At 65.9% G+C, this 12,803-nt stretch carries 11 protein-coding genes; 4 read left to right on the top strand and 7 right to left on the bottom strand.

Annotated features, from left to right (window positions below; translation table 11 throughout):
- Positions 1 to 2: 2 nt before the first annotated feature.
- On the bottom strand, positions 3 to 971 hold the full coding sequence (locus ASE69_RS10360) for an alpha/beta hydrolase (protein ID WP_056486032.1): 969 nt from the start codon (positions 969 to 971) through the stop codon (positions 3 to 5).
- Between the two features lie 79 nt (positions 972 to 1,050).
- Here ASE69_RS10360 and ASE69_RS10355 point away from each other — a divergent pair, with 79 nt between their 5' ends.
- Complete coding sequence (locus ASE69_RS10355; protein ID WP_200924159.1) at positions 1,051 to 1,998, top strand: alpha/beta fold hydrolase; 948 nt, start codon at positions 1,051 to 1,053, stop codon at positions 1,996 to 1,998.
- A 321-nt stretch (positions 1,999 to 2,319) separates the two neighbouring features.
- On the opposite strand, the gene ASE69_RS10350 is transcribed toward ASE69_RS10355, so the two are convergent.
- The 5 genes from ASE69_RS10350 to yaaA form a co-directional block, all read right to left on the bottom strand.
- Entirely contained in the window at positions 2,320 to 2,670 is a 351-nt protein-coding gene (locus ASE69_RS10350) for a DUF952 domain-containing protein (protein ID WP_056486029.1), read from the bottom strand.
- A complete protein-coding gene (gene gyrA / locus ASE69_RS10345) occupies positions 2,667 to 5,432 on the bottom strand; it encodes a DNA gyrase subunit A (protein ID WP_056486026.1) in 2,766 nt (921 codons plus the stop codon). Before gyrA ends, ASE69_RS10350 begins: the two co-directional genes overlap by 4 nt.
- 120 nt (positions 5,433 to 5,552) lie before the next feature.
- A complete protein-coding gene (locus ASE69_RS10340) occupies positions 5,553 to 5,837 on the bottom strand; it encodes a hypothetical protein (protein ID WP_056486023.1) in 285 nt (94 codons plus the stop codon).
- Between the two features lie 230 nt (positions 5,838 to 6,067).
- The gene (locus ASE69_RS10335; protein WP_056486020.1) at positions 6,068 to 6,754 is read right to left on the bottom strand and encodes an SDR family NAD(P)-dependent oxidoreductase; all 687 of its coding nucleotides are present in this window, start codon (positions 6,752 to 6,754) and stop codon (positions 6,068 to 6,070) included.
- Positions 6,751 to 7,500 (bottom strand): peroxide stress protein YaaA, encoded by a 750-nt coding sequence (yaaA, locus tag ASE69_RS10330; protein ID WP_056486017.1) that lies wholly within the window; start codon positions 7,498 to 7,500, stop codon positions 6,751 to 6,753. Before yaaA ends, ASE69_RS10335 begins: the two co-directional genes overlap by 4 nt.
- 163 nt (positions 7,501 to 7,663) lie before the next feature.
- Here yaaA and ASE69_RS10325 point away from each other — a divergent pair, with 163 nt between their 5' ends.
- Entirely contained in the window at positions 7,664 to 8,956 is a 1,293-nt protein-coding gene (locus ASE69_RS10325) for a hypothetical protein (protein ID WP_056486014.1), read from the top strand.
- A 256-nt stretch (positions 8,957 to 9,212) separates the two neighbouring features.
- Here ASE69_RS10325 and ASE69_RS10320 read toward each other — a convergent pair whose 3' ends face one another.
- Positions 9,213 to 9,680, bottom strand: a complete 468-nt coding sequence (locus ASE69_RS10320) for an Lrp/AsnC family transcriptional regulator (RefSeq protein WP_055880606.1) — start codon at positions 9,678 to 9,680, stop codon at positions 9,213 to 9,215.
- Between the two features lie 197 nt (positions 9,681 to 9,877).
- On the opposite strand from ASE69_RS10320, the gene ASE69_RS10315 reads away from it, so the two are divergent.
- Positions 9,878 to 11,752, top strand: a complete 1,875-nt coding sequence (locus tag ASE69_RS10315) for a sensor histidine kinase (protein ID WP_235518500.1) — start codon at positions 9,878 to 9,880, stop codon at positions 11,750 to 11,752.
- Positions 11,749 to 12,732, top strand: coding sequence for a polysaccharide deacetylase family protein (locus ASE69_RS10310; RefSeq protein ID WP_056486011.1), 984 nt, complete (start codon positions 11,749 to 11,751; stop codon positions 12,730 to 12,732). The genes ASE69_RS10315 and ASE69_RS10310 overlap by 4 nt, the downstream gene beginning before the upstream one ends.
- The last annotated feature ends 71 nt before the right edge of the window (positions 12,733 to 12,803 follow it).

The raw sequence follows: 12,803 nt of genomic DNA, 5'->3' as shown, positions 1-12,803 counted from the left end.
TATCATCGGGCGTCGAGCCAGCGAGCGATGCGATCGAGGAGCCGGTCGGTCGCGTCGAGCCTTCCGCCCATTTGCAAGAAGGCGTGGATCACGCCGTCGAACCGGTCGTGGTCAACGTTGACTCCCGCGTCGCGCAGGCGCTGGCCGTATGCTTCGCCTTCGCCGCGTAGTGGGTCGCTCTCGCAGGTTACGAGCAGCGTCGGGGGCAAGGCGCTCAGGTCCTCTGCCAGGATCGGTGATGCACGCGGATCGGTCCGTGCGTCCGGCGATGCGAGATACAGGTCGATCTGCCGTTCCAGCGACGCGGCGTCGATGATGTTGCCGTCCTCGCTCTTTCGCGACGGGTAGGCTGTATCGCAGCGCAGGTCGGTGTTTGGGTAGAGCAGGATTTGGCCTTTTAGGGCTGGTCCGCCTTCGGATGCTGCGCGGGAGGCGAGCGCGGTCGCGAGCGTACCGCCTATGCTGTCTCCGGAGACAACGATCCGCGACGGGTCGATCTCCAGCGCATCGACTTGCGCGGCGAGGCCTTGCAACGCCGTCCAGCTATCGTCGAGTTGCGCGGGGAAGCGGTGTTCGGGCGCCAGGCGATAGGCGGGCGCGGCGACCAGCCAGCCGGTCCGGTTCGCCAGCGCGCGCAACGCCGGATCGTGGCCGTCGATCGACCCGGCGATCGCGCCGCCGCCGTGGATGTGCAGCAGGAGCGGCAATCGGCCGGGTTTGGGACGATAGAGCCTGACGGTGAGCGGGCCGGACTCGGACGGCAGCATGAGGTGCGTGATCGCATGGACCGGTTCCGGATCGCCGGAGAAGGTCTTCAGCAACGCCGTCTGGTAGCGGAAGTCGGCGAGCCACTGTGCGTCGTCCGCGTGCGGATCGGCGTCCGGGGCGAGCGTCTTTATCGTGTCGAGTATCGTTCGAGCCTGTGGATCCACCGGCGCATCTCCTTCGCGGGTCGGACGTTTGGTGGCCACGACGAGTTCCCTGCGCGGGCGGCTGCGACTTTGGACAAGGCCGGGCGTTCAGCGCACTAAGGATTTGAAGGAGATGGCTATGAAGCGGACGGGCAAGCGATTGATCGGCGGGGCGCTGCTGGCGGCGGTATCGGGGATCGGGCTGTCGCTCTATTCGAGCCGCGTCGCGCGGCTTGCCGAGGATTTGGTGCCGGCGGAAGGGCGTTTTCTCGACGTCGCAGGCGCTCGGTTGCATTATATCGATGTCGGCAGCGGGCCGGCGATCGTCATGGTCCACGGGCTCGCCGGGCAGTTGCGCAACTTCAGCTATGCGCTCGTCGACCTGCTGAAGGACGACTACCGCGTGATCGTCGTCGACCGGCCGGGGTCGGGCTATTCGACCGCGACGGGGGCGATGCCGGGGATCATCGGGCAGGGTGCAATCATCGCCGACTTCATCCAGAAGCTGGGGCTCGATCGGCCGCTGCTGGTGGGGCATTCGCTGGGCGGTGCGCTGAGCCTAGCGGTCGGGCTCGACCATCCGCATCTGGTCCGCGCGCTCGCACTGATCGCGCCGTTGACGCAGCCGCTGGAGCAGGTGCCGGAGAGTTTTCGCGGTTTGGCACGTGTTCCGTCGGGTGCGCGTCTTGCGTTCGCGCAGGTGTTGGGGACGCCGCTTAGCCGGTTGACCGCGAAGAAGACGCTGGAAGGCGTGTTCGCGCCCGAGGCTGTGCCGGAAGATTTCATAACGCGGGGCGGCGGCGCGCTGTCGGCGCGACCGATCGCGATTGCGGCGGCGGCGGCGGATCTTGCCGGGGCGAATGACGATGTGACGACGATGGTTGGGCGGTATGCGGAGATCGGCTTGCCCGTGCGGATCTTGTTTGGGCGGCAGGATGCGATTCTGGATCCGGCTTGGAATGGTCACCGGACTGCGGCGGTGATTCCGGGGGCTAAGATCGATACGATCGAGGGGGGGCACATGATCCCGATTACTGCGCCTGAGGCTTGTGCGCGGTTTGTAAGGGCTGCGTTTGCGGCTGGATGAGGGGCGGCGTCCCGTATACTTTCCACCCCGGCAAAGGCCGGGGCCCAATTGGGGAAGCTAGCTAACGAAGCGCATCCCTCCGTTACGCCGAACTTTCCAATTGGGCCCCGGCCTTCGCCGGGGTGGTGCCTTGGTGGAGGACGGCGCGAGCAACTGAGGGGTCGGCGGTGGAGCAAAATACCACCGTCCCGCTGATACCGCACCGGTAACTCGCAGCGCTACGCCATAATCGAACGCCATCCCCCGCTCCTTGTTCTCCCGCGAAGGCGGGAGCCCAGTCTGGGCTCCCGCCTTCGCGGGAGAACAAGCTTTAGGTAAGGTTTAGCCGGCGACGGGGAGCTTCACCTTGCCGGCTTCGTCGCGTTCCAGGGCGCCGTAGGACAGTACGACCTCGAGCAGCAGTGGTCCGCCATAGATGTGTGGGAACTGCTGCCCGCCACGCGACTCTTCCCACTTCACGTCGTCGCCGAGTGCTTCGAGATCGATCGCCGCGACGTGCAGGTCCGACTGGCCAGCGAAGTGCTTGTCGACCGTCTCCGTCAGCTGCTCTGCCGTCGACAGGTGGATATAGCCATCTGCCACATCCACCGGCGCCCCCGCAAAGCTCCCGCTCTCCAGGGTCGCCAGCTGCTCGCCGGTCAGCACCTTGTACGCGATCGGATCGCGGCTCATTCGCCGTCCTCCGGTCCCGCAGCGGTATCCTCGCCGATCGTCGCGCCGGTATCTGGAGCGACCTCCGGCACGGCGTCCGCCAGGTTGATCTCGGCGTCTTCCTCGGTTTCCTCGATCCGTGCGGCGGAGACGACATGTTCGCCCTTCGCCACGTCGAACAGCTTCACGCCCGCCGAGTTGCGGCTGATGACGCGGAGCGACGCCAGAGTCGTGCGGATCAGTTTCGCCTGGTTGGTCACCAGCATCAGCTGATGGCCCTTCGCCGCGGCGAAGCTCGCCACCACCGGGCCGTTACGCGCGATGTTGTCGATGTTGGTGATGCCCTGGCCACCGCGACCCGTGCGGCGATAGTCATAGGCGCTCGACAGCTTGCCATAGCCGTTTTCGCAGACCGTCAGGATGAACTGCTCGCGGTCCTTGAGATCGTTGTAGCGGTCGGCGCCCATGCCGTGATCGCCCTCGCGTTCGCCCTTCCACGGTGCGAACTTGAGGTAGGTCTCGCGCTCCTCGGGCGTCGCGCCGACACGGTGCAGGACCGACAGCGAGATGACCTCGTCGTCGCCCTTCAACGTCACGCCGCGTACGCCGGTCGACGTCCGGCTCTGGAACTCGCGGACGTCGTCGCCGGCAAAGCGGATCGCCTTGCCGAGCTTGGTCGCGAGCAGCACGTCGTCATGCTCGCTGAGCAGCGCGACGCCGATCAGCTTGTCCTCGGACCCTTCTTCGAAGCGCATCGCGATCTTGCCGTTCGACGGCACGTTGGTGAACGCATCCATCGCGTTGCGGCGGACGAGTCCGCGCTGCGTCGCGAACATCACGTGCAGGCGGCTCCACTCGCTCAGGTCCTCCGGCAGCGGAAGCACGGTCGAGATCGTCTCGCCCGGTGCCAGCGGCAGCAGGTTGATCATCGGTCGACCACGCGTCGCTGGACCACCCTCGGGCAGGCGCCAGACCTTGTAGCGATAGACCTTGCCGAGGTTCGAGAAGAACAGCACCGGGGTATGCGTCGAGGTGACGAACAGCTCGGTGACGACGTCCTCGTCCTTCGTCGACATGCCCGCGCGACCCTTGCCGCCACGCGCCTGCGCGCGGAACGTGTCGAGGCTGGTGCGCTTGATATAGCCCTGCATGGTCACGGTGACGACCATGTCCTCGCGCTCGATCAGGTCCTCGTCGTCGATGCCGTTGGCGGCGGCGGCGATCTCGGAGCGGCGCGGCGTAGCGAATTCGTCGCGGATCGCGATCAGCTCGCCGCGCATCACCTCGTACAGCTTCGAACGGTCGCCGAGGATGTGGAGCAGCTCGCCGATCGTCGCGGCCAGTGCCTTCAGCTCGTCGCCGATCTCGTCGCGGCCGAGCAATGTCAGGCGGTGCAGGCGGAGATCGAGGATCGCGCGGACCTGCGGCTCGGACAGCTTGTAGATGCCGTCGGCCTGCTTGTCCTCGACCGCCTCGACCAACGCGATGTACGGCGCGATCTCCTCGACCGGCCATTCGCGGGCGAGCAGCTTGCCGCGCGCTTCCGCCGGGCTCGACGAGCCGCGGATGATCTTGACGACTTCGTCGAGGTTGGTGACCGCGATGACGAGGCCGAGCAACAGATGCGCGCGCTCACGTGCCTTGGCGAGTTCGAACTTAGACCGCCGCGTGATGACTTGCTCGCGGAAGGTGATGAACGCGCCGATGATGTCGCGCAGGTTGAGCAGTTCGGGGCGACCGCCGCGGATCGCCAGCATGTTGGCGGGGAAGCTCGACTGCGCCGGCGTGTGCCGCCAGAGCTGGTTGAGCACGACGTCGACGGTCGCGTCGCGCTTCAGGTCGATGACGATACGGACGCCCATGCGGCTCGATTCGTCGCGGATGTCGCTGACGCCTTCGATCCGCTTGTCCTTGGCGGCTTCGGCGATCTTCTCGACCAGGCCGTTCTTGCCGGTCTGGAACGGGATCTCGGTGAGGACGATCGAGCGACGGTCGCCCTTGCCCTCCTCGACGATATGGCACGAGCGGACGATGATCGAGCCGCGGCCGGTCTCGTAGGCGGACTTGGCGCCCGCGCGGCCGAGGATGATCGCGCCGGTCGGGAAGTCGGGACCGGGGACGATCTCGAACAGTTCCTCGGTCGTGATCGCGCCATTGTCCATGTAGGCGAGGCACGCGGCGATGACCTCGCCGAGATTGTGCGGCGGGATGTTGGTCGCCATGCCGACGGCGATGCCGCCTGCGCCGTTGACCAGCAGGTTCGGGAAGCGCGCCGGCAGCACCGAAGGCTCGCGCTCCGAGCCGTCATAGTTGGGCGTGAAGTCGACCGTGTCCTTGTCGAGATCGCCGAGCAGCGCGTTCGCCACCTTGCCGAGACGCGCCTCGGTATAGCGCATCGCTGCGGGTGGATCGGGATCCATCGAGCCGAAGTTGCCCTGGCCGTCGATCAGCGGCACGCGCATCGACCAGTCCTGGGTCATGCGGGCCAACGCGTCGTAGATCGAGCTGTCGCCGTGCGGATGGTATTTACCCATCACGTCACCGACGATGCGTGCGGACTTGCGATAGGGCTTGCCAGCGACGAAGCCGCTTTCGTGCGCGCCGTACAGGATGCGGCGGTGGACGGGCTTGAGGCCGTCGCGGACGTCGGGCAGTGCGCGCGCGACGATGACGCTCATCGCATAGTCGAGATAGCTCGACTTCATCTCGTCGACGATCGAGATCGTGGCGATGCCGGCGGGCTCGCCGCCCTGGGGTTCGGCGAGTATGGTCTCGTCGGTCAAATCTGAACGCTTTCGGCTTGTTGCGGTATGATGACACACCTTAGCCGAGGGGGGGGCACCTTACTACCCCCGCGCACGCGTACGCACGCGAGGGAGCAAGGTTTCATCGTTAATTCGGGCTTATTTGCAGGCGGTCTTGGTCTTGTTGCCGGCGAGCGAGCAATTGTAGGTGACGGACTTGCCGTTCGCGAGCTTGGCGGTGACCATGCGACCCTTGGCGACGGTCGTGGTGCGCTTGGCGACCTTGGTGTTGCCGGCGGGCGTGGTCGTCTTGGTCGTGGTGGTGTGCGTCGCGACGGTCTTCGGCTGGACGGTCTTGGTCGGAGCCTGGCTCGCGGCGACGGCTGCGGTGCCGGACAGCAGCGTAGCGCCGGCGAGGATCGCGAGGGGGAGGGACTTCTTCATGCGGGTATCCTCTCGTTTCGGCCTTGGTGGACGATGTGGAGGAGACTGCGCCGAGGGACCTGAACGGACTGTGGCAGGCAGGTGAAATCCGCGTCATGCGCAGGACTGCTTCTCACCCCTCCCTGGAAGGGAGGGGCAGGGGTGGGTCGGTTTCCACATTGGCTAGCGGTCGTGGTCTGCAACCGGCCGACCCACCCCCAACCCCTCCCTTTCAGGGAGGGGAGTAGAAGTCAGGGCGTGACCTCGACGCCGTCCCATGCGAACAGCTTCCCGCTGTCCGGCGCGCGCAGGCTGTCGATGACGTCGAGCAACTGCACCGCCGCGCGGTCAGGCTTGAACAGGTTGCCGGGCGTCACGTTGCCCTGGAACGGCTTCGACAAACCGGTGTCGACCGTCCCCGGATGCAGCCCCACGACGATCCCGCTCGAATTGCGACGCTTGTCCTCGATCGAGATCGTCTTCACCAACTGGTTCAGCGCCGCCTTCGACGCACGGTACCCGTACCAGCCACCGAGCTTGTTATCGCCAATGCTGCCAACGCGCGCCGAGAGAACCGCGAAGACGATCCGCCCCGCTTTCGGCATCGTCGGCAAGAAGTGCTTCGCCACCAGCGCCGGCCCGATCGCATTGATCGCGAAGTTGCGCGCCATCCACACCGGGTCGAGCTCGCGCATCGCCTTCTCGGGGCCCTTGTCGCCGTCGTGCAGCAACCCGGTCGCGACGATCACCAGCGCCGGCGAGCCGACCCGCAAAGCCGCCGCTGCAATGCTTGCCTCATCCTCCAGATCGAGATGTCGATCGCCACTCTCCGATCGCGCGAACCCGTAGACCTGGTCGAACGCCCCTTCCTCGATCAGCGCCTCTTCCAGCGCCTTGCCGATCCCGCCCGACACACCGATGACGACCGCGCTGCTCACTTGCGCACGAACCGGAACTGCGCGTCGCTGCTGCCCGCCGCGTCATAGGCATAGCCGTCGCTGTCGAACCCCTTGATCCCCTCGATGTCGTCGACCCGGTGTTCGACCAGCCACCGCGCGACCATCCCGCGCGCCTTCTTCGCGTGGAAGCTGACGAACTTCTGTGCGTCGCCCTCGCGGAAATCGATCGCGACGACGCGGATCGACTTGGGCAACTTGCCGTCCGCCGCCGCCCAATATTCTTGGCTCGCGAGGTTGAGGATCGTCCCCGACCCCTCCGCCTCGACGTCGTCCGCGAGCAGCTTGGCGATGCGGTCGCCCCACCAATCGGTCAGCTTCGTCTTCCGCGGCGCCCAGCGCGTGCCCATCTCCAGCCGGTAGGGGCGCATCAGATCGAGCGGCCGCAGCAACCCGTAGAGTCCCGACAACATCCGCACGTGATCCTGCGCGTAATCGACCGCCGCCTCGTCGAGCGTCTTGGCCTCCAGCCCGGTATAGACATCGCCGGCGAACGCGAACATCGCCGGCCGCTCGGGCAGCGTGTCGAAATCGCGGTACCGGTCCGCGTTCAGCTTCGCCAGCGCGGGCGAGATATGCATCAGTTCCGACAACTTCTTCTGCGTCAGGTGCGCGGCGGCATGCGCCAGCGTCTTCGCCTCGTCGGCAAACCTCGGCGCGGTCGGGTCGAGCTTGGGCAACGCGCTCTCGTAATCGAGCGTCTTGGCGGGCGATAGAACAGCGATCATGGCCGCGATCTAGCGACGGCCGGGAGCACGTTCAATCGACGTTCACGCGTAATCTCACATCCGCGGGATCCAAGCCGCTCGCTTGAACGTATGCATGGCGGATCATATAGCGGCGTCGCGCGCCACTTACGTAAGCGGGCCGACGCAGAGGGAGAGTTTCCGCATGAAGACCATTTCCAAGCTTGCACTGATTGCGGCGTTTGCCACCGGCACGAGCGGCCTCGCGCTGTCGGCGCCTGCGTTCGCCAAGGACAAGAAGGCCGAAGAGGCACCGGCAATGAAGCTGAGCCCCGAAGTCCAGAAGCCCGGCATCGCCGCGCAGACTGCGCTGACCGCCAAGGATTACGCCGGCGCGCAGACCGCGATCGACCAGATCGATGCCGCCGCCAAGACCGACTACGAGAAGTATATCGGCGCGGCGCTTCGCTATCAGCTCGAGAACGAGAAGCTGGTTGCCGCGCAGACCGCCAACCCGAACGCGCCGATGAACGAGACGACGCTGGCAAAGCCACTCGACGCGCTGATCGCCAACCCGGCGACGCCGGCTGCCGATCGCGGCAAATACGCATATCGCCGCGGTGCACTCGCGTTCAACGGCAAGCAGTATCCGATCGCGCTCCAGTATTTCGCGAAGGCCAAGGATCTCGGATATACCAACCCGGACCTCGGATTGCAGATCGTCAAGGCGAAGATGGAAAGCGGCGACGTGACCGGTGCCACCGCCGATCTCGACGCTTCGATCACGCAGATGACCGCGGCGGGCCAGAAGGCTCCCGAGGATTATTATCGCTATGCGATCGCCAAGTCCTATGCCGCCAAGCGCAACGCCGACACGATGGCGTGGCTGAAGAAGTGGATCGCGGCATATCCGTCGGCGAAGAACTGGCGTGATGTGCTGATCCTGTCGGGGATCCAGGCCAACGCGCTGATCCCGCTCGACGAGGCACAGAAGGTCGACGTGTTCCGCCTGATGCGTGCGACCAATTCGCTCGCCGATCAGACCGACTATCTCCAGTATGCCGACAGCGTGAACCGTCGCGGCCTGCCGAGCGAAGCACAGGCGGTGATCAAGGAAGGTCTCGCCGCGGGCAAGATCCCGGCGTCGAACACGATGGCCAAGGGCCTGCTGGCGGACGCGAGCAAGAACATCGCCAACGATGGTCCGTTGTCGGGTCTCGAGAAGCGCGCTGCGGCCGCTCCCAACGGCAAGCTCGCCGCGGGTACGGCCGATGCCTATCTGGGTCAGAACAACTACGCCAAGTCGATCGAGCTGTATCGCCTGGCGCTGACCAAGGGCGGTGTCGATGCCGACGACGTCAACCTGCATATGGGCATCGCGCTCGCGCGGTCGGGCGACAAGGCTGGCGCCACGACGGCGTTCTCGGCGGTCAAGGCTTCGCCCAAGGCCGACGTTGCTGGTCTGTGGACGACCTGGCTCGGCGCACCGGCTGCTTAAGCTAAGGCCTCTTTGGAATGGGAAGCGGGGCGGCAGCAATGCCGCCCCGTTTTCGTTTGAGGTAAGGCTGGCCAATCACGGCGTCTGAACTCCCCTCCCTGGAAGGGAGGGGCAGGGGGTGGGTTGGCCTGCTTGTGTCACGAAAGTCCGAACCAAGCGGAACCCAACCCACCCCCAACCCCTCCCTTTCAGGGAGGGGCGAAGGTCGGCAAACCCCTTGATCGTCCCTCTTGCGGGGGAGATCGAGGAGCGACGACTAGTCGACCACCACCGGGATGCCTGACAGCGCCTTCGCCGTCCGGATCGTCAGCGACGTCTTCACGCTGGCCACATTCGGCGCAGGCGTCAGGTGCGTCGTCAGGATTTCCTGGAAACTCTTCAGGTCGGCGGCGACGATCTTCAGGATGAAGTCGATCTCGCCGTTGAGCATGTGGCATTCGCGGATTTCGGGAATGTCGGCGATGTGATGCTCGAACGCGGCGAGGTCGTGCTCGGCCTGGCTGCGCAGCGACACCATCGCGAACACGGTGATCGGGAAGCCCAGGCGGCTGGCATCGAGATCGGCGTGATAGCCACGAATGGCACCCGCTTCCTCGAGTGCGCGGACGCGGCGGAGGCACGGCGGCGCAGTGAGCCCCACCTGGTCGGCCAGGTCGACATTGGTCATCCGACCGTCGGCCTGCAACAGCGACAGGATCTGCCGATCGATCCGGTCAAAACTCATTACACGCAACTCCTGATGGGCATCGCAAACCAAGCGATTCATTCCTCATAGCGATAAGATTGTTGCGGCGAAACGCAATTGTCCCACAATGCGACGAAGGCCTTTGCCCACCAAAATGGGTTGTTCCTTCGCATCGCCGCGCGCGTTAAGGAATCGGTACGGAGAGCGTGCTAAGCCCGCTGAAGCCGGGGAACGATGTGCGGTTCGACGATAGCCTGAAGACGATCCTTGCCGCCGACATGGCCACCGATTTCGGTGCGCAATCGGCGTGGCGGCAGTTGGTCGACCTGATGGGACGCGGTCGTGCGGTGGTCGACGAGCCGGCGATCGCGCGGTTGTGGCTGTTGCGGCAGGCGGTGCCGGTCGAGGTCCGGGCCGCGAGTGCGCGGGCGCTGGCGTTTGCCAAGCCCGATGCGCGACTCGTGGGGTTCTTCGCGGAAGACGTGCTGGCGATCGCCGCACCGGTGTTGCGGACGGCGACGCTGGAGCCGGACGATTGGCTCGCGCTTCTCCCGCGACTGACACCGCCGAGCCGTTCCGTGCTGCGCCATCGTCGCGATCTGCCCGCCGAGGTCCAGCGTGGGTTGCAGAGCTTCGGTCCGACCGACTTCGTGTTGCCGCAACCCGAAGCGCCAGTCGAGATCGAGATGGCCGAGGCTGAACCGGCCGCGCCCGAGCCCATCGCGCCCGAGCCGATTGCTCTCGAACCGGTGCCGATCGAAAAAGCGCCAGTCCGCGATGACCCGGTCGCGAAGCTTCCGGAACCGGCTCCCACCGACATTCCCGAGCTGTCCCTATACGCCGCGCCGCTCAGCGAAACCCCGTTCATGGCGCTCGGCGCGGTCGCGCGGGGGTTGCCGTTCGTCGCCGAGGCGTTTCGCCACGCCAAGCTTGCCGAGACCGAGCCGGCCGTGGTCGAGCCGGCTGGACCAGCCCCGGCGGATCGGTTCGAGATTTCCGACCTCGTCGCGCGGATCGAGGCGTTCAATCGCGACCGCACCGTCGATGCTGCTACGCCAGCGCCCGTAGCCGTTGAAATCGAGGGCTTCCGCTTCGAGACCGATGCGCAAGGGATCATCCGCATGGTCGACGGCGTTGCGCGCTCTGCACTGGTCGGCGTGTCGCTCGCCTATGCCGCGCAACAGGGTGAGGCGCATCTCGACGGAGTGGCAGCAGGCGCGTTCCGCCGACGCTCGCGGTTCAGCGATGCGCGGCTTGAAGTCGGCGGCCTGTCCGATGCGTTCGGATCATGGCGGCTGTCAGGCGTTCCGGCATTCGAACACGCCTCCGGTCGCTTCAACGGTTTCCGCGGAACGGGGCGTCGCCCTCGTCGCGACGAGACGGCCGAGCCGGTTCGTGTGTCGTCGCCGGTGTCCGACTCGCTTCGGCAGCTCGTTCACGAACTGCGCACGCCGACCAATGCGATCGCCGGGTTCGCGGAGCTGATCGAGACGCAGTTGCTCGGCCCGGTATCGCCGACCTACCGCGACCGTGCGACCACGATCCGCACGCAGGCGGGCGACCTGCTTGCGGCGATCGACGATCTCGATACTGCCGCCCGGATCGAAGGGTGTGCGCTCGACCTGCGCCCGACGACGGTGCCGGTTCGTGCGTTGCTCGACCGCGTCGCCCGCGATCTCCAGCCGCTAGCGACGCTGCGTGGTACGAGCCTGGGCGTGGCGATGCCGGCGGGCGACTGCGACATCCTCGGCGACGATCGTGCGGTCGAGCGGTTGATCGGCCGGTTGCTCGCCGCGCTGGTTTCGGCGGGGCGGAAGGGCGAGCAGCTCGGCGTGGTCGTCCGGCCGGTTTCTAACACCGTGACGATCGAGTTCGATCGACCCGCCGCGCTCGCCGCACACGCCACCGATGTCCTGCTGAGCATCGATGCCGAACATGAGAGCGACGGCGATGGCGCGCCCTTGCTCGGGACCGGGTTCGCGTTGCGGCTGGCACAGAACCTCGCGGTCGAACTGAGCGGCGTGCTGACGATCGGCGCCGACCGCCTGACCCTTCAGCTTCCGGCTGCTGATACTGTTGATGCGGAGCGGACCGCCGACGAACAGCGGTGACGTATCGCCCCCCGTGCCCGACCGACGCACAACGCGTGGTATGGCCCGAGAAATTCGGCACGCGCTTCACCGTCTTCGCGGACGTCGAAGAGGAATTCGACTGGAATGCCCCGCTGGATCGCCGCAACCGTTCGACGACCGCGATGGCGGCCTTTCCTGACGCGCATCGCCGGTTCGCCGAACGGGGCGTCGCGCTGGCCTGCATGGTCGACTATCCGGTTGCCACCGATCCAGCGTCCGTCGCGATACTCGGACGTGTCCTCGAAGATGGACGGTCGGAGATCGGCACGCAGCTCCATGCCTGGGTCAATCCGCCGTTTCCGGACAGCGCGCCGCCGGGATCGAGTTACGCCGGCAATCTGCCGCGTGCATCGGAAGCCGCCAAGCTCGAAACGCTGACGAAGGCGATCACGGCCGCGTTCGGTAAGGCCCCCCGCGCTTACCGGGCTGGCCGCTACGGTATCGGTCCGAACAGTTTCGCGCTGCTCGCCGGGCTCGGTTATCGGATCGATAGCTCGGTTCGTCCCGGCTATGATTACAGTGCTGACGGAGGTCCCGACTTCTCGGTGGCCGACGCCGGCGCGTATCGCGCAGAGGGGATCGTCGAGTTGCCGCTGACTACGGTTTTCACGGGTGGTGCACGATGGGGTGGCGCGCATTTGTACCGGGCACTCGGACGCATTCCAAAGGGCAGGGGCCTCTTCGCACGCGCGCACCTGCTGTCCCGGATCGCGCTGACGCCCGAGGACATGCCGATCGCCGATGCTTTGGAGGCCGTCGCGGTGGCGGCTGGCGAAGGGCTGCGGTTGCTCAACCTGTCCTTCCACTCGCCGTCTTTGGTTCCGGGTCACACGCCTTATGTTCGCGACGCGGCGGATCTGAAGCGTTTTCATGCATGGTGGGCGGTGATGCTCGACGAGTTCGACCGCCGCGGGATCCGCAACGCCTCGCTTGATGAGATCATTTCGGCGCTCGAGTAGCGGCCGGATCGCGGGCTTGCTTTATTCGGAGGTTCGCGAACAAATTTGATCGCGACGCTACGGCTAAGTCC

Origin of the sequence: Sphingomonas sp. Leaf208 (assembly GCF_001421415.1) — a bacterium.
Lineage (GTDB): Bacteria > Pseudomonadota > Alphaproteobacteria > Sphingomonadales > Sphingomonadaceae > Sphingomonas.
This window is presented reverse-complemented; position numbering and strand designations above follow the sequence as displayed.

Excerpts from the sequence above, each read along its gene's own strand:
- ASE69_RS10355 (WP_200924159.1), top strand. The coding sequence starts at position 1,051 with ATGAAGCGGACGGGCAAGCGATTGATCGGCGGGGCGCTGCTGGCGGCG.
- ASE69_RS10350 (WP_056486029.1), bottom strand. The coding sequence starts at position 2,670 with ATGAGCCGCGATCCGATCGCGTACAAGGTGCTGACCGGCGAGCAGCTG.
- ASE69_RS10340 (WP_056486023.1), bottom strand. The coding sequence starts at position 5,837 with ATGAAGAAGTCCCTCCCCCTCGCGATCCTCGCCGGCGCTACGCTGCTG.
- yaaA (WP_056486017.1), bottom strand. The coding sequence starts at position 7,500 with ATGATCGCTGTTCTATCGCCCGCCAAGACGCTCGATTACGAGAGCGCG.
- ASE69_RS10325 (WP_056486014.1), top strand. The coding sequence starts at position 7,664 with ATGAAGACCATTTCCAAGCTTGCACTGATTGCGGCGTTTGCCACCGGC.
- ASE69_RS10320 (WP_055880606.1), bottom strand. The coding sequence starts at position 9,680 with ATGAGTTTTGACCGGATCGATCGGCAGATCCTGTCGCTGTTGCAGGCC.